This window comes from Actinoplanes ianthinogenes, from assembly GCF_018324205.1.
Classification (GTDB): Bacteria; Actinomycetota; Actinomycetes; order Mycobacteriales; family Micromonosporaceae; genus Actinoplanes; species Actinoplanes ianthinogenes.
Map to the genome: position 1 here is coordinate 9,150,754 of NZ_AP023356.1, position 21,794 is coordinate 9,172,547.

31 protein-coding genes are annotated in these 21,794 nt (G+C 71.4%); 13 read left to right on the top strand and 18 right to left on the bottom strand.

Annotated features, from left to right (window positions below; genetic code table 11):
• Nucleotides 1-23: 23 nt before the first annotated feature.
• The 4 genes from Aiant_RS41420 to Aiant_RS41435 are packed head-to-tail and all read right to left on the bottom strand — an operon-like array spanning nt 24 to nt 3,609.
• Complete coding sequence (locus tag Aiant_RS41420; RefSeq protein ID WP_189330101.1) at nt 24-701, bottom strand: response regulator transcription factor; 678 nt, start codon at nt 699-701, stop codon at nt 24-26.
• 5 nt (nt 702-706) lie between these two features.
• Complete coding sequence (locus Aiant_RS41425) at nt 707-1,723, bottom strand: PAS domain-containing sensor histidine kinase (protein ID WP_189330102.1); 1,017 nt, start codon at nt 1,721-1,723, stop codon at nt 707-709.
• On the bottom strand, nt 1,716-3,251 hold the full coding sequence (gene kaiC, locus Aiant_RS41430; protein WP_189330103.1) for a circadian clock protein KaiC: 1,536 nt from the start codon (nt 3,249-3,251) through the stop codon (nt 1,716-1,718). Before kaiC ends, Aiant_RS41425 begins: the two co-directional genes overlap by 8 nt.
• Nucleotides 3,244-3,609 (bottom strand): circadian clock KaiB family protein, encoded by a 366-nt coding sequence (locus Aiant_RS41435; RefSeq protein ID WP_189330104.1) that lies wholly within the window; start codon nt 3,607-3,609, stop codon nt 3,244-3,246. Before Aiant_RS41435 ends, kaiC begins: the two co-directional genes overlap by 8 nt.
• Nucleotides 3,610-3,659: 50 nt before the next feature.
• Here Aiant_RS41435 and Aiant_RS41440 point away from each other — a divergent pair, with 50 nt between their 5' ends.
• From Aiant_RS41440 to Aiant_RS41450, 3 genes are read left to right on the top strand one after another with little or no spacing between them, the layout of a single operon-like run.
• Nucleotides 3,660-4,415 carry a response regulator transcription factor gene (locus Aiant_RS41440; RefSeq protein WP_189330105.1) on the top strand — a complete coding sequence of 252 codons (756 nt, stop codon included), beginning with the start codon at nt 3,660-3,662 and terminating at the stop codon, nt 4,413-4,415.
• Nucleotides 4,412-6,067, top strand: coding sequence for an ATP-binding protein (locus tag Aiant_RS41445; RefSeq protein ID WP_212846793.1), 1,656 nt, complete (start codon nt 4,412-4,414; stop codon nt 6,065-6,067). Before Aiant_RS41440 ends, Aiant_RS41445 begins: the two co-directional genes overlap by 4 nt.
• Nucleotides 6,067-6,813 carry an aminoglycoside adenylyltransferase domain-containing protein gene (locus tag Aiant_RS41450; RefSeq protein WP_189330106.1) on the top strand — a complete coding sequence of 249 codons (747 nt, stop codon included), beginning with the start codon at nt 6,067-6,069 and terminating at the stop codon, nt 6,811-6,813. Before Aiant_RS41445 ends, Aiant_RS41450 begins: the two co-directional genes overlap by 1 nt.
• Here Aiant_RS41450 and Aiant_RS41455 read toward each other — a convergent pair.
• Entirely contained in the window at nt 6,803-7,486 is a 684-nt protein-coding gene (locus Aiant_RS41455) for a class I SAM-dependent methyltransferase (protein WP_229829973.1), read from the bottom strand. The genes Aiant_RS41450 and Aiant_RS41455 overlap by 11 nt on opposite strands.
• Nucleotides 7,487-7,506: 20 nt before the next feature.
• Nucleotides 7,507-8,064, bottom strand: a complete 558-nt coding sequence (locus tag Aiant_RS41460; protein ID WP_189330107.1) for a methyltransferase family protein — start codon at nt 8,062-8,064, stop codon at nt 7,507-7,509.
• A gap of 52 nt (nt 8,065-8,116) precedes the next feature.
• Between Aiant_RS41460 and Aiant_RS41465 the strand changes: the two genes are divergently transcribed.
• The 5 genes from Aiant_RS41465 to Aiant_RS41485 all read left to right on the top strand — a co-directional run bounded on the left by Aiant_RS41465 (nt 8,117) and on the right by Aiant_RS41485 (nt 11,265).
• Nucleotides 8,117-9,067 carry a hypothetical protein gene (locus Aiant_RS41465; RefSeq protein ID WP_189330108.1) on the top strand — a complete coding sequence of 317 codons (951 nt, stop codon included), beginning with the start codon at nt 8,117-8,119 and terminating at the stop codon, nt 9,065-9,067.
• Between the two features lie 10 nt (nt 9,068-9,077).
• Nucleotides 9,078-9,569 (top strand): GyrI-like domain-containing protein, encoded by a 492-nt coding sequence (locus Aiant_RS41470; RefSeq protein WP_189330109.1) that lies wholly within the window; start codon nt 9,078-9,080, stop codon nt 9,567-9,569.
• Nucleotides 9,570-9,578: 9 nt separating this feature from the next.
• Entirely contained in the window at nt 9,579-10,085 is a 507-nt protein-coding gene (locus tag Aiant_RS41475) for a DUF6886 family protein (RefSeq protein WP_189330110.1), read from the top strand.
• 148 nt (nt 10,086-10,233) lie between these two features.
• Nucleotides 10,234-10,830: a YdeI/OmpD-associated family protein gene (locus Aiant_RS41480; RefSeq protein ID WP_189330111.1), complete on the top strand. Its 597-nt coding sequence runs from the start codon at nt 10,234-10,236 to the stop codon at nt 10,828-10,830.
• Between the two features lie 39 nt (nt 10,831-10,869).
• Nucleotides 10,870-11,265: a hypothetical protein gene (locus Aiant_RS41485; protein WP_229829974.1), complete on the top strand. Its 396-nt coding sequence runs from the start codon at nt 10,870-10,872 to the stop codon at nt 11,263-11,265.
• A 49-nt stretch (nt 11,266-11,314) separates the two neighbouring features.
• Here the strand turns inward: Aiant_RS41485 and Aiant_RS41490 are convergent, their stop codons facing one another.
• From Aiant_RS41490 to Aiant_RS41510, 6 genes are read right to left on the bottom strand one after another with little or no spacing between them, the layout of a single operon-like run.
• Nucleotides 11,315-11,497 carry a hypothetical protein gene (locus Aiant_RS41490; protein WP_189330112.1) on the bottom strand — a complete coding sequence of 61 codons (183 nt, stop codon included), beginning with the start codon at nt 11,495-11,497 and terminating at the stop codon, nt 11,315-11,317.
• A 54-nt stretch (nt 11,498-11,551) separates the two neighbouring features.
• Nucleotides 11,552-11,821: a GH25 family lysozyme gene (locus Aiant_RS46960; protein WP_306415820.1), complete on the bottom strand. Its 270-nt coding sequence runs from the start codon at nt 11,819-11,821 to the stop codon at nt 11,552-11,554.
• Entirely contained in the window at nt 11,742-12,101 is a 360-nt protein-coding gene (locus tag Aiant_RS41495; RefSeq protein WP_268248729.1) for a GH25 family lysozyme, read from the bottom strand. The genes Aiant_RS46960 and Aiant_RS41495 overlap by 80 nt, the downstream gene beginning before the upstream one ends.
• 49 nt (nt 12,102-12,150) lie before the next feature.
• Nucleotides 12,151-13,143 carry an ATP-grasp domain-containing protein gene (locus Aiant_RS41500; protein ID WP_189330113.1) on the bottom strand — a complete coding sequence of 331 codons (993 nt, stop codon included), beginning with the start codon at nt 13,141-13,143 and terminating at the stop codon, nt 12,151-12,153.
• The gene (locus tag Aiant_RS41505) at nt 13,140-14,249 is read right to left on the bottom strand and encodes a peptidase MATCAP family protein (RefSeq protein ID WP_212846794.1); all 1,110 of its coding nucleotides are present in this window, start codon (nt 14,247-14,249) and stop codon (nt 13,140-13,142) included. The genes Aiant_RS41500 and Aiant_RS41505 overlap by 4 nt, the downstream gene beginning before the upstream one ends.
• 52 nt (nt 14,250-14,301) lie before the next feature.
• Nucleotides 14,302-15,234: a LysR family transcriptional regulator gene (locus tag Aiant_RS41510; protein WP_189330115.1), complete on the bottom strand. Its 933-nt coding sequence runs from the start codon at nt 15,232-15,234 to the stop codon at nt 14,302-14,304.
• Nucleotides 15,235-15,312: 78 nt separating this feature from the next.
• Here Aiant_RS41510 and Aiant_RS41515 point away from each other — a divergent pair, with 78 nt between their 5' ends.
• Complete coding sequence (locus Aiant_RS41515) at nt 15,313-15,939, top strand: NAD(P)-dependent oxidoreductase (RefSeq protein WP_189330116.1); 627 nt, start codon at nt 15,313-15,315, stop codon at nt 15,937-15,939.
• 4 nt (nt 15,940-15,943) lie between these two features.
• Here the strand turns inward: Aiant_RS41515 and Aiant_RS41520 are convergent, their stop codons facing one another.
• The 4 genes from Aiant_RS41520 to Aiant_RS41535 all read right to left on the bottom strand — a co-directional run bounded on the left by Aiant_RS41520 (nt 15,944) and on the right by Aiant_RS41535 (nt 18,505).
• Nucleotides 15,944-16,108, bottom strand: coding sequence for a hypothetical protein (locus tag Aiant_RS41520; RefSeq protein ID WP_189330117.1), 165 nt, complete (start codon nt 16,106-16,108; stop codon nt 15,944-15,946).
• A 111-nt stretch (nt 16,109-16,219) separates the two neighbouring features.
• Entirely contained in the window at nt 16,220-16,993 is a 774-nt protein-coding gene (locus tag Aiant_RS41525) for a maleylpyruvate isomerase family mycothiol-dependent enzyme (RefSeq protein WP_189330118.1), read from the bottom strand.
• Nucleotides 16,990-17,601 carry a TetR/AcrR family transcriptional regulator gene (locus Aiant_RS41530; protein WP_189330119.1) on the bottom strand — a complete coding sequence of 204 codons (612 nt, stop codon included), beginning with the start codon at nt 17,599-17,601 and terminating at the stop codon, nt 16,990-16,992. Before Aiant_RS41530 ends, Aiant_RS41525 begins: the two co-directional genes overlap by 4 nt.
• Nucleotides 17,585-18,505, bottom strand: a complete 921-nt coding sequence (locus Aiant_RS41535; protein WP_189330120.1) for a LysR family transcriptional regulator — start codon at nt 18,503-18,505, stop codon at nt 17,585-17,587. The genes Aiant_RS41530 and Aiant_RS41535 overlap by 17 nt, the downstream gene beginning before the upstream one ends.
• Before the next feature lie 69 nt (nt 18,506-18,574).
• Here Aiant_RS41535 and Aiant_RS41540 point away from each other — a divergent pair, with 69 nt between their 5' ends.
• Nucleotides 18,575-19,453 carry an NmrA family NAD(P)-binding protein gene (locus Aiant_RS41540; RefSeq protein ID WP_189330121.1) on the top strand — a complete coding sequence of 293 codons (879 nt, stop codon included), beginning with the start codon at nt 18,575-18,577 and terminating at the stop codon, nt 19,451-19,453.
• Here Aiant_RS41540 and Aiant_RS41545 read toward each other — a convergent pair.
• On the bottom strand, nt 19,438-19,590 hold the full coding sequence (locus Aiant_RS41545; RefSeq protein WP_189330122.1) for a hypothetical protein: 153 nt from the start codon (nt 19,588-19,590) through the stop codon (nt 19,438-19,440). The genes Aiant_RS41540 and Aiant_RS41545 overlap by 16 nt on opposite strands.
• A 127-nt stretch (nt 19,591-19,717) precedes the next feature.
• On the opposite strand from Aiant_RS41545, the gene Aiant_RS41550 reads away from it, so the two are divergent.
• Entirely contained in the window at nt 19,718-19,945 is a 228-nt protein-coding gene (locus tag Aiant_RS41550) for a hypothetical protein (protein WP_189330123.1), read from the top strand.
• On the opposite strand, the gene Aiant_RS41555 is transcribed toward Aiant_RS41550, so the two are convergent.
• Nucleotides 19,942-20,352, bottom strand: a complete 411-nt coding sequence (locus tag Aiant_RS41555) for a MarR family winged helix-turn-helix transcriptional regulator (RefSeq protein WP_189330124.1) — start codon at nt 20,350-20,352, stop codon at nt 19,942-19,944. The genes Aiant_RS41550 and Aiant_RS41555 overlap by 4 nt on opposite strands.
• Nucleotides 20,353-20,406: 54 nt before the next feature.
• Here Aiant_RS41555 and Aiant_RS41560 point away from each other — a divergent pair, with 54 nt between their 5' ends.
• Nucleotides 20,407-21,117, top strand: a complete 711-nt coding sequence (locus tag Aiant_RS41560; protein ID WP_189330125.1) for an alpha/beta fold hydrolase — start codon at nt 20,407-20,409, stop codon at nt 21,115-21,117.
• A 272-nt stretch (nt 21,118-21,389) separates the two neighbouring features.
• The gene (locus tag Aiant_RS41565) at nt 21,390-21,782 is read left to right on the top strand and encodes a hypothetical protein (protein WP_189330126.1); all 393 of its coding nucleotides are present in this window, start codon (nt 21,390-21,392) and stop codon (nt 21,780-21,782) included.
• The last annotated feature ends 12 nt before the right edge of the window (nt 21,783-21,794 follow it).

The following is a 21,794-nucleotide window of genomic DNA, read 5'->3' on the forward strand; positions in this document are numbered from 1 at the left end:
CCGGACCGCCGGGTCAGCGCCGCCTACCTGGGCTGACCGGACCCCCCAGATGAGCTGTTTTTCAGCAGTCCGGTCCGGGTGGCGGTGACGACGGCTTCGAGTTGGCTGTGGGCGCCCAGCTTGCGCAGGATCTGTTTCACGTGTCCGCGCACCGTGTGGACGCTGATGACCAGCCGTGCGGCGATCGCCCGCGGGTCAAGACCGTCACCCATGAGCGCGAGGATGTCGGTCTCCCGGGCGGTGAGGGTGGCCGGCCGGCCCTCGCGGGACGACCGGGCCCTGGCAAGGGCGGCGAGCGCCTCGCCCTCGACGATCATCTTGCCGCCGGCGGGAGACCGGATCGCGGCCAGGATGTCGGCGAACGGGGTGTCCTTGCCGAGAAAGCCCGTGGCGCCCGCGGCGACCGCGGCGGCGAGAAGGCCGGGGGTGGGGTCGGCGGTCAGGATCAGCACCCGGGTCGCCGGGCGCGCCGCCTTGACCTGCCGGGTGCCGTCGACCCCGTCGGTGCCGGGCAGGTGGATGTCCATCAGGACCACGTCCGGGTGGCCGGTGGCGATCAGCCGCAGCGCGTCGTCGACGCGGTCCACGGCGCCCACGCACTCCAGGTCGGGCTGGGCGTCGATCCCGATGCGCAGGGCGTCGGCGAGCGTCCGCTGGTCTTCGACCACCAGCACCCCGGTGACCGCGGATGTGCTCGCCACGACTGTCAGCGTACGGCCCGGGGGAGCCGGAGGCAGAAGCACGGGCCGATGTGGTCGGCGGATTCATACCAGGCCTCGCCGCCGTTGGCCCGGGCGAAGTTGCGGACGATCCACAGTCCCAGACCGCTCCCCGCCGTGCCGGGTGCGGCTGCCCGGGCGAACCGCTCGAACAGCCGGGGTACGAACTCGCTGGGCACTCCCGGCCCGGCGTCGCACACGCGGATCTCGACGGACTCGGCGGCCTGTGCGGCCCGTACCGCGATCGGCGGACGGCCGTGGGCGACGGCGTTCTCCAGGTAGTTGGCGATCATCTCGGCGAACTGGATCCGGTCGGCGAACACCGCCAGCTCCGGGTCGCACGACAGGCGTACGTCCGGCTTGCTCGGCTCGAAGGCGACGAGACGTTCGAGGAGACACGCGAGGACGGGGACCCGCTCAGTGGTGTGCTCGGCGGTGGCGTCGATCCGAGCCGCCGTCAGCAGCTTGCGGACCAGCAGTTGCAGGTGCCGGGTCCGCTCGGCGATCCGGTCGGTCACGTCCGCGCGTTGCCGGTCGGTGAGCCGGGCCCGCGGGTCGCGCAGCACGTCAGCCAGGACGGCGATCGCCGCGAGCGGGCTGCTCAATTCGTGGGCGGCCACCGTGACCAGGCTGTTCTGCCGCTCCAGGGCGGCCGTGAGCAACTCCTCGGCGTGCTTGCTGCGGGTCACGTCGCGCAGGGCGGCCACGGTCAGTGGCCGGCCGCCCCAGACGGTCGCGGTGACGCGCATGGTGACCACCCGGATCCCGCCGTCCGGCAGCACCAGCTCGATGTCGGCGGTGCCGGCCGCCAGCGGAAACCCGAACGGCGCCCCGAGCAGCCGGGCCGCCGGCCGGCCGAACAGTTCCTCCGCCGCGGGGTTGCACAGCAGGATGATCCCCTGGTCGTCGACGGCGACGATGCCGTCCGCGGACGCCGCGACGGTGACCCGGCTGAGGTCCTCCGTGGTCCCGGCGTCCCCGGCGGTGTCATCGTCGTCAGCCATCGTGCCTCTCGCCGAGCCCGTCCTCGGGTTCCGGGCCGACCCCGTACGCGAACCCGGGCGGGTTGAACGGAGAACCGGTGAGCACCTGGGTGAGCGCGCGGGCGGGCGGGCCGATGTGCAGGCCGTCGTGGTCCACGGTGACCTCGCGGACGCTGTCGTCGTGCGCGGAGCCGCGGGTCTGGATCACCGTGATCACCCGCATGATCCGCCCCGGCGCCTCGACGTAGCGCAGCACGATCGACGTGTCGACCAGACTGGCGATCTCGGTGGCGATCGCGGGCGTGATGGTGGACGTGGTGCGGCCGACCGGCGCCGCGGTGAGCAGCGTCGTGACCTCACGCTGGCGCAGCAGCCCGACCAGGGCGAGCACGAAGTCGAGCAGGCCCCGCGGGGTGACGATGCGTTCCAGCGCGGAGAGGGTGTCGATGACCAGCCGGTGCGGGTGGAACTCCTCGAGGGCCCGGTGCAGCCGCAGGAAGTGATCCTCCAGCGAGGCGACCTCCGGGTATTCGCAGATGACCCGCAACTGGCCGCTCCGCTCCATCGAGGCGAGGTCGAGCCCCCAGGTGCCGGCGTTGCGACTGAGCTGCTCACGGGTCTCGTCGAACGAGTAGAGCAGGCACCGCTCACCGGCGGCCGTGCCGGCGGCGACGAACCGCAACGCGCTCAGGGTCTTGCCCATGCCGGTGGGGCCGGTCAGCAGGATGACGCCGTCGCGGTAGACGCCGCCACCGCACATCTCGTCCAGCTCCGGGTTGCCGGTGGAGACCTTGGTCTCGGCGGCCCGGTCGCGCGGCACCAGGAACGCCAGCGGGATGACGACCATGCCGTCGCGCGGGTCGATGGTGAACAGCCACTCCCCGGTCCGGTGTGCCGCGCCGCGGAACTTGACGATCTCGATGGTCCGGCGGCGGCGTTCGGCCTGCAGGTTGTTGCGCAGCACGATGACGTTGTCGACCGCGAACTCCTCGACGCCGTAGCGTGACACGCCGTCGTGCTCGGTAGCGCGTTCGGCGGTGACGATCGCGGTGACCTGGAGCTGTTCGAGCGAGCCGACCAGGCGCAGCACCTCGCGGCGTACGACGGCGAGGTCCGGGAAACGGGTGAAGATGGCGCCCAGCGAGTCGATCGACACCCGCCGCGCGCCGATCCGGCGCACGGCGTCCCCGACCCGGGCGATCAGCGCGCTGAAGTCGTACGAGCCGATGATGATGGGCTCGCCGATCGTCGTGCTCGACACGTCGACGAACGCCCACTTGCCCTCGGCCTCCCACACCGCGATGTCGAAGCCGAACGAGGCGGCGTTGCGGCGGATGTCGTCGGCGGTCTCCTCGAACGTGACGAACACGCCCGGCTCGTCGAAGTTCGCGATGCCCCGGGCCAGGAACTCCAGGGCGAACAGGGTCTTGCCGCTGCCGGTCGTCCCGGTCACCAGCGTCGCCCGGCCCGCGGGCAGGCCACCCAGGCTCACCTGGAGGAAACCGCTGATCCCGGTCGGTGTGCGCGGAATGTCGCGCCCGTCAGTCATGGGAACTCCCATCCGCGGTCGACAGGTCCGGGATGCCGAGAGCGAGCGCCAGGCGCAGCCGATCGGACAGGTCGCCGATCACCCGCAGCTGGGGCAGGGGAGCCAGCCGGATCACGGTCGGGGTCGCCAGGATGCCGTACCGCTCGGCCAGATCGGGCCGGTCCACAGTGTCGACGATCTCGACCTGGTACCGGCCGGGCAGACGGCTGTTGCACACCGCGCGCAGGTTCACCTCGGCGGCGGCGGACTGCTCGCGGCCGCCGGCGATGCACAGCCGGAACAGGTAGACGGTCTGTTCCGCGGCGTCTCGCTCCCGGTGCCGGTCCACGCCACCGGTCGGGAGATTTTCCGGGGACATGGCGTGCTCCCAGGAGAGGCGATCGTCCCCACCATTGTTACCGTCGTCAGATGGGCCCGGTATCGCCGCCGGATGGCCGGCGGATAGTCGACACTCAACCGCTCGAGCCCCTGCGTGCGGAGCTGACCCGCCCGGTCGTCCTGCTGGTGGACGACGACGCCGACCTGGTCACGATGGCCGAGGCGTTCCTGCACCGCGACGGCTTCACCCTGTGGACGGCCGGCGACGCCCGGGGCGCGGCCGCGCTGCTCCGTGAGCACCCCATCGACCTGCTCGTGCTCGACCTCGGCCTGCCCGACGGCAACGGCCTGGACTTCCTGCGCGGGGTCCGGGCCGGCCGGCACCTCCCGGTGATCATCGTGACCGGCTGGGCCGAGGAGCGCGAACGCGTTGTCGGGCTGGAGCTCGGCGCGGACGACTACGTGGTCAAGCCGGTCTCCCTGCCGGAGCTGGCCGCCCGGATCCGGGCCGTGTTGCGCCGCACCCGGGCACCGGCCGACCGGCCGGTGCACGAGTTCGGGCGGTTGACCATCGACAACCGGTCCCGCGAGGCGACCGTCGACGGCGAGCGACTGGCGCTGACCCCGCTGGAGTACACCCTGCTGGCGTTCCTGGCCGCCGCGCCGCGGCAGGTGTTCAGCGCCGGCCAGCTGCTGACCCACGTGTGGGGCACGGAGCCCGGACGGGAGGACCACTCCGCAATCGCCGAGCACGTCTACCGCATCCGGCGCAAGCTCACCGCCGCCGGTGTCACCACCCCGAAGATCGTCACGGTCCGCCGCGTCGGATATCGGCTGGACCCGTGACCGCGGTGGACTACGCGCGGGTCTTCGACGCGTCGCCCTCTCCGTACCTGCTGATGACGGCGGATTTCACCATCGTCACGGTGAACCGGGCGTACGCCGACGCCACGATGATCGACCCGGAGTCGGTCGCCGGGCAGCCGATCTTCGAGGTCTTCCCCGACAACCCCGACGACCCGCACGCCGATGGCGTCCGCAACCTGCGCCGGTCCCTTCAGACCGTGGTCGACACCGGACGACCCGACGCGCTGGCCCTGCAACGCTACGACATCCGTACGCCCGGCGGCCGGTTCGTGGAACGCTACTGGAGCCCGGTCAACACTCCGGTGCTCGCCGCCGATGGCAGCGTCGTGCTGATCCTGCACCGGGTCGAGGACGTCACCGACCTGGTCGAGCTGCGCCGGGCGGGCCGCGAGCACGAGCACGCGGCGGCCGCGCTGCGGACGCGGGTGGAGCAGATGGAGGCCGATCTGTTCGCCCGCGGCCGGGAGCTGCAGGACGCCAACGTGCAACTGCAACGGGTCAACGCCGAGCTCGCCACCGCCGGCACCGAGCTGCGTGCCCAGCAGCGTGCCAAGGACCGGTTCATCGCCACGCTCTCCCACGAGCTGCGCAACCCGCTCGCCGCCGCCCGGGCCGCCGTGGACGTGCTCGGGCTGGACCTGCCCGGACACCCGGCCCGTACCGTCCTCGACCGGCAGTTGACCGCCCTGACCCGGATGACCGACGACCTGCTCGAAGCCGCACACGTCGTCACCGGCACCCTGCCCGCGACCCGGCGGTTGCTGGACCTGCGCGCGGTGGTCACGGCCACGGTGGCTGACGTCGGAGCCGCCCATCCCGATCCGGTGGAGATCAGCGTCGCGGTGCCCCCGGCGCCGCTCACCGTGAACGGCGACCCGGTCCGGCTCGCCCAGCTGGTGTCCAACCTGCTCGACAACGCCCGCAAGCACACGCCACCCGGGACACCCGTCGACGTCGAGCTGACCGCCGACCGGCAGCATGCCGTGCTGCGCGTGCACGACGCCGGCCCGGGCTTCCCCGCGGGGACCGCGGCCCGTCTGTTCGACCCGTTCGTGCGGGTCGGTGCGCCCGGTGCCACCAGCCCGGCCGGCCTCGGCCTCGGGTTGGCCGTGGTGCGCGGCATCGCCGAACTGCACGACGGCACCGCCACCGCCACCAGCGACGGGACCGGTGCGACCCTCACCGTGCGCCTGCCGCTCGCCCGAGCCGGGGTCGACGGTGACCGGCCGCCCAGCGGGCCGGCGCCGGCCGTTCCCGCGCTGCGCATCCTGGTCGTCGAGGACAACACCGACCTCGCTGCCATGTACGCCACGCTCCTGCGCCGCCGTGGCGACACGGTCACCGTCGCGACCAGCGGTCCCCACGCGCTCGCGGCCGCCCGCAAGCCGTTCGACCTGGTCCTCTGCGATCTCGCCCTCGGCGGCGACCTCGACGGCTACCAGATCGCCCGGCGATTGCGCCGTGGCCGCACACACCGCCACACCCGCCTGGTGGCCGTTTCCGGATTCACCCAGGACACCGACCGCGAGCGCAGCCGCGCCGCCGGGTTCGACGCACACCTCGCCAAACCGCTCGACCTCGCCGAGCTGGACCGGCTTCTGGCCCGGTGGGCTGATGACAGAACTGGCTGATGGTCAGCGGCCGTGAACCGTCCACCTGGACGGCTGCCGAGCTCGTCGCCGACTCCGTCGCGGGCATCGCCGGTGCCGCGGCACGGTCGGTGATCGTGCACGGCTCGCTGGCGACCGGTGGCTTCCGGCGAGGCCGCAGCGACATCGACCTGCTCGCGGTCGTTGCCGGTGGACTGACCGACCCGCAGGCGGCGGCTCTCGCCGACGTCGTCCGCCACGCCGGGCTCGGCGCCGCGGCCGGCCTCGAACTGCACGTGGTCACCGCGCGGGCCGCCGGCACCGCTTCCCGGGCGCCCGCGCTGGAGCTCTACCTCGGCCGGCATCGCCGCACCCCGGCCGAGCTGGAGGTCGAGCGGCGGGTGGCGGCGTCGCCCGACCTGATGACCGAGCTGTCCATGGCGCTGGCCGGCGGATGTGCGCTGGCCGGCGCGCCGCCCGCCGAGGTGATCGCGCCCGTTCCGGCCGAGTGGGTCATCGATCGGGGGCGGCACTGGCTGACGGTGTGGCGCTCGCTGACCGACGACACCGAGCATGCGGCCTTCATGGTGCTGACCACCTGCCGGATCTGGCGGTACGCCGTGGAGCGGGTCCACTGCTCCAAACCGGAGGCCGCGGCGTGGGCCCTGGACCGCGATCCGTCGCTGACCGTGGTCCGCCAGGCGCTCCACCAGTACGAGGACGACCCGGCCACGGCCGTCAGCGAGTCCGGCCTGGCCGAACTCCTCGACCGGGTGCTCAGCGGCTGACGTGGAGGGCCGGAACGTCATCGCCTGCGCGGGCCAGCAGCACCGCCTGGTCGTCACGCTCGGTGCCCTGAGCGCGTCGCACCATGCGGGAGACCTCCCGCAGCCCGGCCGCCTCGATCTCCGCGGCGACCTGATCCGCGGTGTAGAGGTAGCGCTCCAGCTCGATCTCGTGGCCGAACCGGCGGTACGACACGGAGACGTCGCGGACGCCCGCACCGGCCTGGAACCCGACGAGCAGGTGACCGCCCGGGCGGAGAACCCGGGCGGCCTCGGCGAAGATGCGCGCCTGGCCCGTGGGCGGGGTGTGAATGATCGAGTACCACAGCATGACGCCGGCGAACTGCCGGTCCGGATAGGGCAGATCGGTCAGCGAACCGACGGTGAAACTGAGGTCGGGGTGGTCGCGGCGCGCCATCGCGACCATGCTCGGCGACAGGTCGACTCCCTGCACCAGACATCCGCGATCGGCCAGGTAACGGCTCATCCGTCCGGCGCCGCACCCGGCGTCCAGGACCCGCGGGTCAGCGGCGCCGGTCACCGCCTCCGCGAAGGCGTCGACCATGGCGAGGTCGAGATTCGTCTCCGCTCGGGTGTCGGGCAGAAGCGAGGCGTAATCCTCCGCAACGGTGTCGTAGGCGAGCCGGACACCGGTGAAGTCGAGCGCATCGGTCACGGCGGCATCCTTGCACGCGCCTACCAGACGAACGGGATGAGCCGGGCGCGTCCTGCCGCGTAGTCGCGGTAGCGGTCGCCGAGAGCGGCGATCAGGGCCCGTTCCTCGGTGCGCAGACGGTGAAGCAGGGCAACCAGGACCAGGACGACGGCCCCGGCCGCGCTGACCCAGTTGCCGACCAGCACACCCAGGCCGATGAAGATCAGCAGGAGGCCGGTGTAGCTGGGGTGTCTCAGGACTCGATACGGTCCCCGGTCGATGACCGGCTGGTCCGCATCGGTCGCGAGGACGACGGTGAAGTATCTGCCCAGGCTGACGAACGACCACCAGCGCAGCAGCAGACCCGCCCAGGCAGCCGCCGCTCCGAGCGCGAACAGCGGGACACCACCGCCGATGACGGCGCCGGGGGCGATGGTCCGGCCGATCGGCAGCATCGCGACGCCGCTGAAGAACACCAGCCTGAACAGTGCCTCCGCCCGGACGTCGACGCGCGTCGCGTCGCGACGGCGGCGGAACGCCTGCCCGAGCTCGCCCAGCGCGAAGGCGGCGATGGTGGCGACGAAGACCACGTGCGTCATGATGGCATCGGCCTTCCTGGTCAGGTGGCCGCCGGACCGTATATTGGCCGCCATGACGCTACTCGGCACCGGTGGTCCGGACTTGGCGCGGCAGGCCGCCCCGCCGCTGCGCGGGGGCCTCGGCCGGTGGGTCGCCGCGTTCGGCCGGCGGGCGTTCGTGGTCGCGGGCCTCGCCGCCGTGCTCGGCGCGCTGAGCGGGCTCGCCCTGGGCTCCTGGCTGGCCTGGCGGGACGTGGACGCGCTGGCGCCGGACCGGGCCACCGCGATCCGGCTCGCGCCCACCGTCCTGCCGGGCGCGTTCGACCACGAGGTCGACTACTACGGGCGGCACACGTTCTGGAATCCGTACAGCGAGCACACCCTGCACGGCGGCACCGGGGTGCGGGCGGGCCGGGCGCACGTGACCGGCACCGTGCCCGCGCAGACCCGTCCCCAGCAGGTCGCCGACGCCGTCGCCGGGCAGATGCGGGCGAACGGCTGGCAGGAGGTACGCGGCACCGTCCAGACCTTGCCGTTCGGGACTGTCGAGGTGACCGGCACCCGCGACGGATACCTCGCCGCTGTGCAGTTCGACAAGGGCGACGAGTTGAACCCGGCCGGCCTGGACTTCTACCTGATGTGGGCGGAGCCGCCCGGTCACCTGCGCGACACGGTCCTCGGCGGTGTGGCCGGCGCCCTGGCCGGCGCGCTGCTCGGGTTCGTCAGCTCGCGGCGCTGGCGGCGGCACGGCCAGGGGATGCAGTGGGCGTACGTGACGCTCTGCTCCGTCACGCTGGTGATGCTCGCGCCCGCGTGCCTGGGCAACATCCCCACCACCACCGGCTCCCTGCTGGCCAACACCCACCGTGAGGGACCGGGGCCCTCGGTGTACTGGGGCGGCTTCGTGATCTACGGGGCGGAGCCGTTCGCCATGCTGTCCGTCCTGCTGATTCTGGCGATCGTCATCGGCTGCTTCCTGCCGCCCATCGGCGCCGTCCGCCGGACGAGTGCGATCAATTTCTGAGGAGGTGCCGGTGGAGGTCGTCGACGGCCCGTCGATCGTGGCCAAGCCCGATCGGTCCTGCGTCGGCATCCGTCTCGTCACGCCGTTCCGCGGCATGTTCGCCGTGCGGGACCGGCTGATGGCGGAGCTGTACTCGTGGGCCGACGACCGGGCCATCGCGTACGGGCACACGTTCTTCCGTCTCCACGTGGTGGACATGGACGGACCCATGGACGTCGAGGTCGGGGTCGTCACGGAGCGGCCGGTCCAGGGTGACGGCCGGGTCCGCGCCGGAGTGCTGCCCGCCGGCCGGTACGCGACCCTGACCTACATCAACCACGGCCGGCGGGCCAACGGCCTGTTGCGGGACTGGGCTCACGAGCACGGCCTCACGCTGGACCGCGCGGCAAGCCCCGAGGGGGAGAGGTTCGGCTGCCGGTACGAGGCCTACCTCACCGATCCCCGGTCCGAGCCGATGAAGACCCGATGGCAGATCGAACTGGCCATCCGCCTGGCCGACTAACCTGGCCGGGTGCCGCAGTTGTTCCACGTCAGCGAAGAAGGCCCGTTCGCCGTCATGCATCCGCGCCCGTCCCCCGCCGGTACGCCGCACGAGGGCCGCGAGTGGGTGTGGGCGGTCGACGGCGCCCGCCTGCCGAACTATCTGCTGCCTCGGCAGTGCCCGCGGGTCTGCTGGTCGAGCGTCTGCGTGAAGCACGACCTGCTCCGGGCGCCGGCCGAGCGGGTCATCGCCGTCGAACACCGATGGGCGCCGGAGCTGCTCTCCGCCGGGCTCACGGTGCACCGGCTCGACCCCACCGGCTTCACGCTCCTCGACGCCACTGCCGGGTACTGGGTCAGCGAGCAGGCCGCTCAGGTGATCGAGACACACCGGGTCGAGAACTGCTTCGCCGCGCTGGCCGAGCACGGGGTGGAGGTGCGCCTCACTTCGTCGCTGTGGCCCTACGTCGATGCGGTGGTGCGGGCAGAGGCGGAGTTCAGCGCCATCCGGATGCGGAACGCCGTCGGGCGAGGGTGAGCTGATCGCCTGTCGCAGCGGCTGGGGCGACGGCGGTCGTCTGCTTCGCACCGACAGGCTGCTCTGATGCCACGTGCAGGCGGCCCGGTCGTGCGGCCGGGAGTGCCGTGCTCAGGGCGTACGGAAAAGGGCAGTTAATCTTCTCCTCATGGCGAATGCTGAGCTGCCCGAGTTGATCGTCGCGGATGCGGAGGGGCTGCGGGCGTGGCTGGTGGAGCACCATGCCGACTCGGCCGGGGTGTGGCTGGCGCTGACCAAGAAGGGTGGGGCGGTCACGACGCTCACCTGGCAGCAGGCGGTTGACGAGGCGTTGTGTTTCGGGTGGATCGACGGGCAGGCGCGTAAGGGGGACGAGGCGACGTCGTGGATCCGGTTCACGCCGCGGCGGGCGCGTAGTGCCTGGTCGAAGCGGAACGTGGAGAACGTCGCCCGGCTGGAGGAGCAGGGGCGGATGCAGCCGGCCGGGCGGGCCGCGGTGGAGGCGGCCAAGGCGGACGGGCGGTGGGCGGCGGCCTACGCGCCGCCTTCGGAGGCGGAGGTGCCGGCCGACCTGATGACGGCGATCGCGGCGAACCCGGAGGCGCACGCCATGTTCGAGGTGCTCACCAAGACAAACCGGTTCGCGATGATCTACCGAATCAACGCGGTCAAGCGGGCCGAGACGCGGCAGCGGAAGATCGGCGAGTTCGTCGCGATGCTGGCCCGGCACGAGACGGTCTATCCGCAGAAAGCCAAGCCCGAATAATGCGATGATCTCTGCTCGGTGAGTGGTTAGCCTGGCCGCATGTGCCGGGGGAGAATGTCGCACGCCCACTACGTCTGCGTGCCGTGCCGCCGCAGCAGCAAGCTTCCGTGGGACGCGGTGGAGCATCCGTGTCCGCAGTGCCGGGTGCCGATGGTGCTCGCCGGTCCGGACTTCGCGGCGCCACGGCGCCGGAATGCGTCCGGTTGGGCCGCGGTGGCCGCGGTGCTCGCGGAGGGGCTGCTCTACGACGGCTTCGAGCCGTGCGGGTGTGGCCATGACCCGAAGTTCCGGCCGCGGACCAGGGCACAGGTGCGCGAGCGACGCCGGTTGGCGGCCCGCCGCGGGGTGACACTGGCCTTCCTGCTGGGCGCCCGTGACCCCTATGAGGACGTGCCGGCCGGCCAGGGGGTGTCGGTCGCCGCGTCCCAGCGGTAAACGCCCTGCTCGGTCGGCGATCTCGCGAGCCGCTCGCACTCTTCGCGGGCTATCGGTCCGCCCCGTTCAAGACGCGTTCCCATTCGCCGATCAGACCGCGTTCCAGTAATTCATCCATCCGGCCGTGCTCGATCGTCCCGATCCGCTCGTCGCAAACAAAGCCGGCGTCCGACTCGGTCGCCGTCCCCTCGACCGTGACCACAAGGTGGTCGACCGGATGATCGTCTCGCATGGGCGGCAGAATACGGCCCGGTGAGGTGTGGTCCGCACCGGGCCGTCACACACGTCAGCAGGTGCCGTCACACGCCAGGGCCTTCAACCGGTCCCATGCTCCGTGCCACTGGTTGGAGTCACCGGCGAACGGCCCGGAACTCGAATACTGCCAGAACGACCAGGTCGGCGCCCCGGCCGGCAACGTCCCCGGCGCGCTGGCGTACCGGGCCAGCCACAGCGGCGAGTTCGCCCAGAATTCGGAGTTAGTTCCCGGTGCAGGTGGTCCACCAGTCCGTGGTCGTGTAGATGACCGCCCACCGCCCGGTAAGCGCGTGATACCGATTCAGGAACGCCGAGATCCAGCTCCGCATCGACGCCTGTGAAAGCCCGTAACAGGTGGCACCGTACGGGTTGTACTCGATGTCGAGCGCCCCCGGCAGCGTCCTGCCGTCCCTGGACCAGCCCCCGCCGTGCCCCACGAAATAGTCGGCCTGCGCCGATCCGCCCGCCCCGTTCGGCAGCGCGAAATGGTAGGCGCCGCGGATCATTCCGACGTTGTAGGACCCGTTGTACCGCTGCGCGAAATACGAGTTCGTGTACGACGTGCCCTCGGTCGCCTTGATGTAGGCGAACCGCGAGCCCGCACTCCACTGAGCCGGCCAGTTAAGAAGGTCAACGGTCGACGAGTCGCTCCAGCGCCTCGATCACCGTGTCGCACACGTCCATCTTGTAGAGCCGTTCGATGCTCTGCAGGCCACCCGGGCTCTCCGCGTTGATCTCGACCACCTTGTCGCCGATCAGGTCGATGCCGACGAAGAACATCCCGTCGGCCACCAGCTTGTCGCTCATCGCGTCGACCACGTCGCGCTCCACCGCGCCGATCTCCAGCGGCACCGACCGCCCACCCTTGCTGATGTTCGCCCGCGGGTCGTTGCCGGTCGGCACCCGCCGGAACGCCGCCGCCCGCCCATCGCATTCGAGCACCTTGCCCTCGAGCAGGAAGATCCGCGCGTCGCCCTCCTCGCCGCCGTCGACGAACTCCTGCACCATGGCGTACCCGTCCTGCAGCACCGCCTCGGTGATCTGCGCCAGGTTCGGCTCCGTCTCGTCCGGCACCAGGAACACGTTGCGCCCCTTCGCCCCGTACAGCGGCTTGACCACCGACTTCCCGACCTCCGCCACGAACCGCTGGATCGCCGCCGGGTCGCGCGTCACCAGCGACCGCGGCCGGATCTTCTCCGGGAACTCCTCCAGGTACAGCTTGCTCGTCGCCCGGATCAGCGACATCGGGTCATTGACCACCGTCACCCCGCGCGCCTTGAGCATCTGCCCGAAGACCGCCCCGAGCGGACTGGCCCACGGCCGCTGCTGAAGGTCGTCGACCGACTCGTTCCGCAAGAACAAAACATCAAGATCATCCATTACGGTACGCCTGGAGCCGCCCTCCTTGACGCCCGTCAGGAAGCTCTCCAGGGTGTCGCCCTCGCCGAAGACGGCGGAGTGAGCCCGGGCCACGATCTGCCCGCTGCTCTCCCCGACCTCGACGTCCCCGACCCCGACGTACCAGACCTCATGACCCTTCCGGCTCGCCGCCCGCGCCAGCCGCGTCGTCGCGTACTCGGCGATCTCGGTGGCGACGTCATTGACGAAAAACGCGATCCTCATGCCGCGACTACTCCCTCGTAGAGATCGGTGACCGACAAACCCGCCCGCAGCCTGTCGAGACGCTCCGGAGCACCCGGCACGTCCAGCCAGCGCGGCCGGACCCAGGGCGCGTGCAGCACCCCGCGATCGAGCAGGTCCTGAATCAGCGGAAGGTGGTCGAGTGCGAGCTTGCCGACCAGCAGCGCGTCGAGGCTGACCCCTTCGGCGAACGCCTCCAGCAGCCGCGCGACGCCGCGCAGGTAGATCGCGTCCTTCACCGAGCCGCCCGCGACGACCACCCGGATCGCGATGATCCACGCGGTCTTGCGGGGGATCTGGTACTTGTCGCGCAGCGTTGCGAAGATGTCCAGGAACCCGGCCCCGCCGAGCATCAGGTCGACGGCCACCACCCGGGCCGCCAGCACCCGCAGCCGGCGCGGATCCAGCCCGCCGGTCAGGTACTCGGCCAGGACGGCGAGACCCTCCTGCGTCTCGTCGTAACCGGGCAGCCCGATCGTCAGCATCGTCAACGGCTGCCGGGCGCCGTTCTGGTAGGTCACGACATGGGTGCCGACCTCGTGATGCAGCAGCGGCTCGACCCGGTCCGCACGGAACGTCGCGTTCTCCGGGATCAGCAGCCGGCCGAACGACACCATCAACTCGGAGATGTCGTCGCGGACGTCCACGTGCATCGGGAACTCCGGATACACCGCTTGGTAGCGCTGGATCTCCGCCCGCGCCGCCTCCGCGAACACCCCGGCGGTCACGCCCGGCACGCTGGTGCCCTGGGCCGGGATGCCGGCCAGCAACTTCTCGGCGGCTGCGGTGAGCTGCGGGGTGATCCCGCCGTACAGCTGCAGCGAGCCGTACACGAACTTGGTGGTGTCCCGGTCCTCCAGCGCCGTGATCTGCCGGGCGATCTCGTCCCGCTTCGTCACCAGCAGCTTGTGCAGCGCCGGGTCGGCGACGTCCTCGATCGGCAGGTCGTACAGCTCCCGCCGCACCAGGTCCGGCTCGAACTCCAGCGGCCGCAACCGGAGCGTCGGCGCGGTCCCGAAGTCGCTGCGCTCGAAGTCCGCCCAAGCCTCCGCCGCGTTCACCGGCGTCAGGTTGAGCAGCAGATCCACCCGCCGCTCAATGTCGGTCAGTCGTGCGTCGATGTCCAGTGTGGGTCCAAGCTCAGTAACAGATGCCACTCACCTCCCATGCCCACCGGCCCGCTCCCGCAACCGTCGAGCACACGTCGAGGTTCAGCTCGGCGAGGAAGGCCTTGGCGGCCGGGGTGAGCGACGACGAGTTCCAGATCAGGTGTTCGGTGCGGGTCGGGGCGTCGCGGACGGCGACGGTGGTGACGCCGGTCAACTGTGGGGTGTAGAGCGAGGGGAGCAGGGCGACGGCGTGGCTCTCGCGGATGAGCCGGAGCATCAGGAGGTCCGCGGTGCTCACCTCGAAGGCGACCTCGCGGCGCACGCCGGCCGCCGCGAAGGCCAGATCCGACTGGACACGCCCGGGGGTTCCCGCCGGGAAGTCGACGAGCACCTCGCCGGCCAGCCGGGCCAGGTCGATCTCGGTCTCCGCGGCCAGCGGGTGATCCGGAGCGACGACCGCGACCAGCCGGTCGTGGGCCAGCGGCCTGCTGTCGACACCCTCGGGCCGGGTCGTCGTGGGCAACCCGAGGAAGGCGAGGTCGATGCGGCCCTCCCTGACGTGGTCGATGAGCTGCACACTGCCACCGACCCGCAGGCCGATCCGGACCTGTGGGAAGCGCCGGTGGAATCCTTCGACGGCGGGTGGGATGTCGACCGCCGCGACGGTGGGAATCAGGCCGATGGTGAGCCGGCCGCGGACCTCTCCGACGGCGGCCGTGACCTCGGCGGCGGCGCGCTCGGCGGCGTCCAGGCACTGCCGCGCCACCGGCAGGAACGCCCGGCCGGCCGCGGTCAGCCGGACCCGGCGGCTGGTGCGCTCGAAGAGCCGGGCGCCGAGCTCGCGTTCCAGCCGGGCGATCTGGTGGCTGAGGGCGGACTGCACGACGAGGCACTGCTCGGCCGCCCGGGTGAAGCTGTTCGTCTCCGCGACGGCGACCACGTACCGCATCTGCCGGAGCTCCATTGATCCATCGTGGTCAACGATCGCTGGAGTGACAAGGATGTGTTGGACTCATCAATGCGGGCCGACGACGCTGAAGGCATGAAGATCACTGTTGTCGGCGCGGCCGGGATGGCCGGCTCACGCATCGTCGCCGAGGCCGTCGGCCGAGGGCATCGGGTCACCGCGGTCCTGCGCCGTGCCCGCCCGGACACCCTCCACCCGCAGGTCGAGGTCGTGCACGGCGACGCCACCGACGGCGGGCACATGGCCGAGCTGTTCGCCGACGCCGATGCGATCGTGGGCGCCACCCGTCCCGCTCCCGGGCAGGAGGACACGGTCGTCCCGACGGCTACGGCACTGCTCGACGCGGCGGCCGCGGCCGGGACACGGATCCTGTTCGTCGGCGGCTGCGCGCCGCTGCGGGCACCGGGCGGCGGGCGGGCTTTCGACGATCCCGCGTACGTGCCGGCGGCATACCGTGCGATCGCCGCCGCCAGCCTCGCCCAGCTGGAGGTCTGCCGTGCGCACAGCGCCGACTGGACCTACGTCAGCCCGCCGGCGCTGCTCGAACCCGGCCCGCGCACCGCACGGTACCGGCGCGGCGGCGCCGACCTGGTCGTGGCCGCGGACGGCTCCTCCTGGATCTCAGCGGAGGATCTCGCCGTCGCCGTGCTCGACGACCTGGAGCGGCCCGCCCGCGAACGACATTTCTCCGTCGGCTACTGATGTCCTATCCGGGCGGCTCCTGGTACCAGAGGTGGGCCGGCCAGGGCTGGCAGGCGCCGAGGACCAGTTTGGAGACGCTGCCGCCGACCGACGCGGCGACGCACAGGCGGTTGCCGTTCGCGTCGGGCCAGATGTGCTCCAGGAACCACCAGCTGCTGTCGTACTTCACCCACTTCCACTGCTGGGATCCGTCACCGAAGCATTGACCCTGCCGGATCTCCGCGTAGTACTGGTTCGCCGTCGGGTACAGGCACCATCTGGAGACGGGGTGGGGCGGCGGTCAGAACGGCACGGCGGTGGCGAGCAGGCCGCCGGCCTCGCCGCGGCCGGAGACGATCCGGCAGAACTCCAGGGCGTCCAGGGTGATCCGTTCGGCGCCGGAGCCCCAGGCGCCGCCGGCCGGACCGGTCAGTTCCAGGGTGAACGGCCGGCCGTGCCGGCGCGCCCACTCCTGCACGACGTCGTTGACGATGACGCCGTCGTGCCCGGCGGTCGGCTGAGGGTCGAGGCCGGTGGCGGCGCAGATGTCGAGCCGGTGCATGAACGGGTCACGAGTGAGGATCACGTCCATCAGGTAGCCGAACGTCCATCGCTCCAGCTGCCCGCCCACCAGCTGTGCCTCGGGCATGGCACGGCCGAGCAGGAAGCCCGGCATGCGGCTGCGGCCACGTACCGCCTTGGGGCTCAGGGCACGCCACCGCGCGACGAGTTCCTCGGTGGTGAGACCGGCGTTCTGCCGCACCTGCAACGCGGTGAGGAAGTCGATCGAGACGGGCGCCTTCGCCCTCCTGGCCTGACGGGTCGACGTGGCCATCTGCTTGATCAGCTGCGGTCGGCTGGACATCATCTGGACCATGCCGAGCATGTGGCCGGCCGTGTCGCGGACGTCCCAGCCGGTGTTCGCGGTCGGGGCCGACCAGTGCCGCGGCTCCAGCCGGGCCAGCAGGTCGGCGCAGCGCGCGTACTCGTCGGTGGCGAGGCGCTGCGCCCGGCTGCGGTCGATGCGCGGACGCTGCGGGGCGGCGGTGCTCCTGGGCAGTGCGGACGTGGTCATGGCCTGCTCCCTTCGCTGGTGATGCCGACGTCGTCGGCGAACATGTTGACGGCCCGGTCGAGGAGTCCCGACCAGCGCGTGCCGCCCGGATCGTTGGCGATCTGGGCGTCGACCATCCCGGAGACGAGGGCGACGAACAGGTCGATGTCGTCCTGGGCGCGCACCCCGTGGCGGGCCATCCGGGCGACGAAGTCCCGCATGACCGCGACCGACGGGGCGTAGGCCTCGTCGCTCGGGGTGAAGCCGGGGATGGTGCGCAGGTTCATCAGTTGGTGCCGGGCCGGGAAGGCGACCGCGAAGTCGAAGAACACCCGGGCGTAGAAGCGCATCGCCGCGCGACTGGTGTCCGGCTCGCCGGCCAGCAGGGCCGCGGAATGCTCCCGGTACTGCGTCCAGGCGTCGCCGAACATCGCGTCGTAGATGGCGTTCTTGGACGCGAAGTGCGTGTACAGCGACGGCGGTCGCATCCCGACCGCGTCCGCGACGTCCCGCAACGTCACCTGGGCCAGTCCCTTGTCCCGGGCGATCTGCCAGGCGGCGTCGATGATCTCCCGCCGCGTTGCCGCACGGCGTTCGGCGATCCTATCGCGCCTAGGTTCTCCTAACATGATTAGGAGTATTCGCCCGCTCGTCGAGCCGGGTCAAGTACCCGCTGGTGGCGGCCACTTCCGTGGCGGCGCGGACGAAGGCGGCCACGGCCGGCGAGTGCGAGTCCTGCGGCCAGGCGACGGCGAGTGTCGACGGTTTCAGGTCGCGTACCGGCCGGTACGCGATGCCGGGCCGCCGCTGCCGGCGGATCAGCGACAGGGGCGGGAACCAGACGATCGCCCCCAGCTCGATCAGGTTGAAGATCTGCGCCAGGTCGTGGCACGGCGGCCGCTCGGCCTCCGGCGGACGCGGTCCCCCCTCGTCGTCGGCGGCCACGCCGTCCGGCAGCACCCGCCCCGCCAGGTCGGCCAGGACCAGCTCGTCACGGGCGGCGAGCGGGTCGTCGGCCGCGAGCGCCACCAGCCGCGGCTCGGTGAGCAGCGCCTCGACGTCCAGGCCGCGCTCGTCGAAGGGCATCGGCAGCATCGCCACGTCCGCGCGGCCGTCCCACAGCGCCGGCACCTGCTCGCCGCGCCCACCCATCAGCAGCTCCACGGGCATGGCCGCCGGGTCCCGCTGGTACTCGGCGAGCATCCGGGGCAGCAGCCCGGCGTCGTAGTCGGGCTTGAGGGCGAGCCGTAACGCGGGCGCCGGCCGCCCGGCGTTGCGGGCCCGCCGGTCCGCCGCGGCGACCGCGTCCAGCGCGGTCCGGGCGTCGCGCAGCAGCACCCGCCCGGCCGCGGTCAGCGAGACCTGACGGGTGGTCCGCTCCAGCAGCCGCACGCCCAGCTGCCGCTCCAGCTCCCGGATCGCCCGCGACAGCGGCGGCTGCGCCATGCCGAGCCGCTCGGCCGCCCGTCCGAAGTGCAGCTCCTCGGCGACCGCCACGAAGTACCGCAGTTGCCGGACCTCCAGGTCACTCATACCGCCACGGTATCAATGGCGACCGGATCGGTCCTTCAGTCCACCGCCGAGCCGGCGTTGACTACCCGCATGTTCGTAGTGACTGCACCCACCGGAAACATCGGCAGCCAGGTCGTCCAGAACCTCCTCGACCGGGACGTGCCGGTCCGGGTCGTCGCCCGTGACCCGTCGCGGTTGCCCGGCTCAACGCGTACGAAAGTCGATGTCGTCACCGGATCGCACAGCGATCCGGCAGTGATCGACGAAGCCTGTGCCGGCGCCGAAGGCGTGTTCTGGCTCGTCCCGCCGCAGCACCAGGTCACCGACCTGCTGCGGTATTACCTGGACTTCACGCGGCCCGCCGCCGGCGCGTTCGTCAAGCACGGCGTCGCCCGGGTGGTCGGCGTCTCGGCGCTCGGCCGCGGCACGCCCTGGGAACGGGACGCCGGGCACGTCACCGCCGTGCTGGCCATGGACGACCTGATCGCCGCCACCGGTGTGCCCTACCGGGCGCTGGCCAATCCGTCGTTCATGGAGAACACCCTCGCGCAGCTCCCGTCGATCACCGGGGCGGGCGTCATCTCGTCACCGGAGGCGCCGGACCGGCGGATGCCGATCTGCGCCACCGCCGACATCGCCGCGGTCGCCACCCGGCTGCTGCTCGACGACGGCTGGACCGGGCACGGCGAGGTGCCGGTCCTCGGGCCCGAGGACCTCTCCGGCGACGACCGGGCCCGGATCATCAGCGAGGTGCTGGGCCTGCCGGTCCGTTACCGGCAGACCCCCGCCGACGAGTTCGAGGCGACCCTGCGCAGCCACGGCATGTCCGAGGAGGTGGCCCGGAACATGCGGCAGATGATGCTCGCCAAGGACGCCGGCCTGGACAACGGCGTGGTCCGGACGCCGGAGTTCAGCACGCCCACCACCTTCCGGGAGTGGTGCGAGAAGGCGCTCTACCGCTTCCAGTGACCGCCGTGCTCGGAGCACAGGCTGCCGGTCGACCGGCAGGTGGAGCAGGTCAGCCGGTCACCGAGCAGGCTGGTCGCGGTCTGGCCCTTGCAGTCCGGGCAGGTGTGGACGGGCTTGAAGCACTTCTCGCATTTCATCGCGGCCTCCCAGAGGACGTCTCGGCGAAGGATCTGCCCTGGATCCTCGGCGCGGGAAACCCGGAATGCATCGGCTGACCGGCGCAAATGGGTGGCGTGTCACCCGGCGGATGACGAGACTACGGCGATGGCCGGTACACCTGAGGGATTCACCTATCGTCTCCGCAAGAACGGGGACGTGGAACTGCTGCACCACAACCGCCCGGCCGGGGTGCTGCGCGGCGCCGCGGCCGCGCGGTTCCTGGTCGACGTCGAGAACAGCGATCCGCAGGAACTGATGGCCCGCCTGACCGGCAACTACCGGCACGGCAACGAACGCACCGCCAAGAACCATCCCCGCAACCGTGGCCGTTAGGCGGCCCGCGCCTTTTCCAGCAGGGTGAACAGGTCCGCCTGTTCCCGCGGGCTCAGCCGGCCGACGGTCTCGGCCAGCACCTCGTCGACGATGCCCGATCCGGCCTCGTAGGCGGCGACACCGTCGGCGGTCAGGGCGTGCCGGACCGCCCGGCCGGCGCCCTCCACCCGCTCCAGCAGCCCGCGCTCGATCATGCGCTTGGCCAGCTCACCCATCGACTGGTCGGTCTGGAACGTCAACTCCGCGAGGGTGTGCAGGGACGCGTCCGGGGTGCGGTGCACGTGCCGGAGCACGTCCCACTGCACCAGGGACAGCCCGGCGCGCGCCGACAGTCGGCGGTTGCTCTCCCGGTGGTGGACCCACTGCAACCGCTTGACCGCCAGACCTACGTCCTGATGAGAAGGCATGCCGAGAGCATAGCAAGGTTGCTTATATAAGGAACCTGATCTAAGGTTCCTTATATGGATATCGCCTTCACTGAATACGACCGTGGCCGTACGTTCCTGCTCCTGCACGGCGGCGCGGGCCCGGCCTCGATGACCGGATTCGCCGGCCTGCTCGCGGAGCGCACCCGGTCCCGCGTCCTGGTGCCGACCCACCCCGGCTTCGCCGGCACCGTTCGCCCCGGCACCCTGGCGAGCACCCGTGACCTGGCCGCCGCCTACGTCGAGTGGCTCGACCGGCTCGACCTGTCCCGCGTCACCGTCGTCGGCAACTCGTTCGGCGGCTGGCTCGCCGCCGAGATCGCCCTGCTGGCCGGCCCGCGCGTCACCGGCGCGGTGATCGTCAACGGGGTCGGCATCGAGGTCGACGGCCACCCGATCGCCCGCGTCGCCGGGCTGGCCCCGGCCGAGCTGCGGAAACTGTCCTTTCACGACGTGACGAAAGCGCCCGCCGGCCCCGGGCCCGGGCCCGACGTCGAGGCGCTGATCGCCTACGCCGGCCCGGCCATGGCCGACCCGACGCTGCTCGACCGGCTCGGCGCCCTCGACCTGCCGGTGCACGTCATCTGGGGGGAGAGCGACGGCATCGTCGACGTCGGATACGGCAAGGCCTATGCCGCCGCCATCCCCGGATCGACCTTCACGGTGCTGCCCGAGAGCGGCCACCTGCCGCAGGTCGAGACGCCCGCCGACCTGCTGGAGGTCATCGCCGGACCGGGTCGAGCATGAGCGGGCACTGGGCACGGCAAGACCTCAGAAGCACAAGCGCTTTCGGTACGACCTGAGCGTCACGTTTCATGCTCACCTCGGGCGGCCGGCGCGTCGATATCCGGTGCGCTCCGGGCGACATCGGATGGCGGTTCCTGGTTTCACATTCCTGCTGAGTGCGGATCCGGCTGTCGCCGGCCACAATCACTGCAAGGTTGCGTCTGTGGCCGATGCATGCAGAGTTGTGGATCATTTACTGACAATGGCGGCTCCTACCGGCTCGGGAGGGGACATTGGCAACCATCGAGACCTATGCGACCGTCGTGACGAAGTCCGCCGGCAACGGCATGCACTACGCTGCCTACCAGCTATCCCGTGCCGCGGGGCGTGACGCCCGGACGGTCAGCGACGTCCTCGCCGACGCCGACAACGACGGGCACTTCCGGGTGTATCTCGGCCCCGAGTTGCAGTCCCAGTTCAGCCGCCTGGCGGACCTCACGGGTGAGGTCGGATATGCGGAGATCGCGCGACAGCAGTTCATGCTCGCCGATGTCTCGGGACTCCGGAGTGCCCCGTCGAGCGCTCCGGCAGCGGTCGGTCTGCACGTGAAGTGGACTGCCGAGGAGTCCAGGGTGCTCGGTCTGCGGGATGTGGCCGGTGACAGCAGCCCTCGCATCGACCTGTGACCGGTTTCGGCG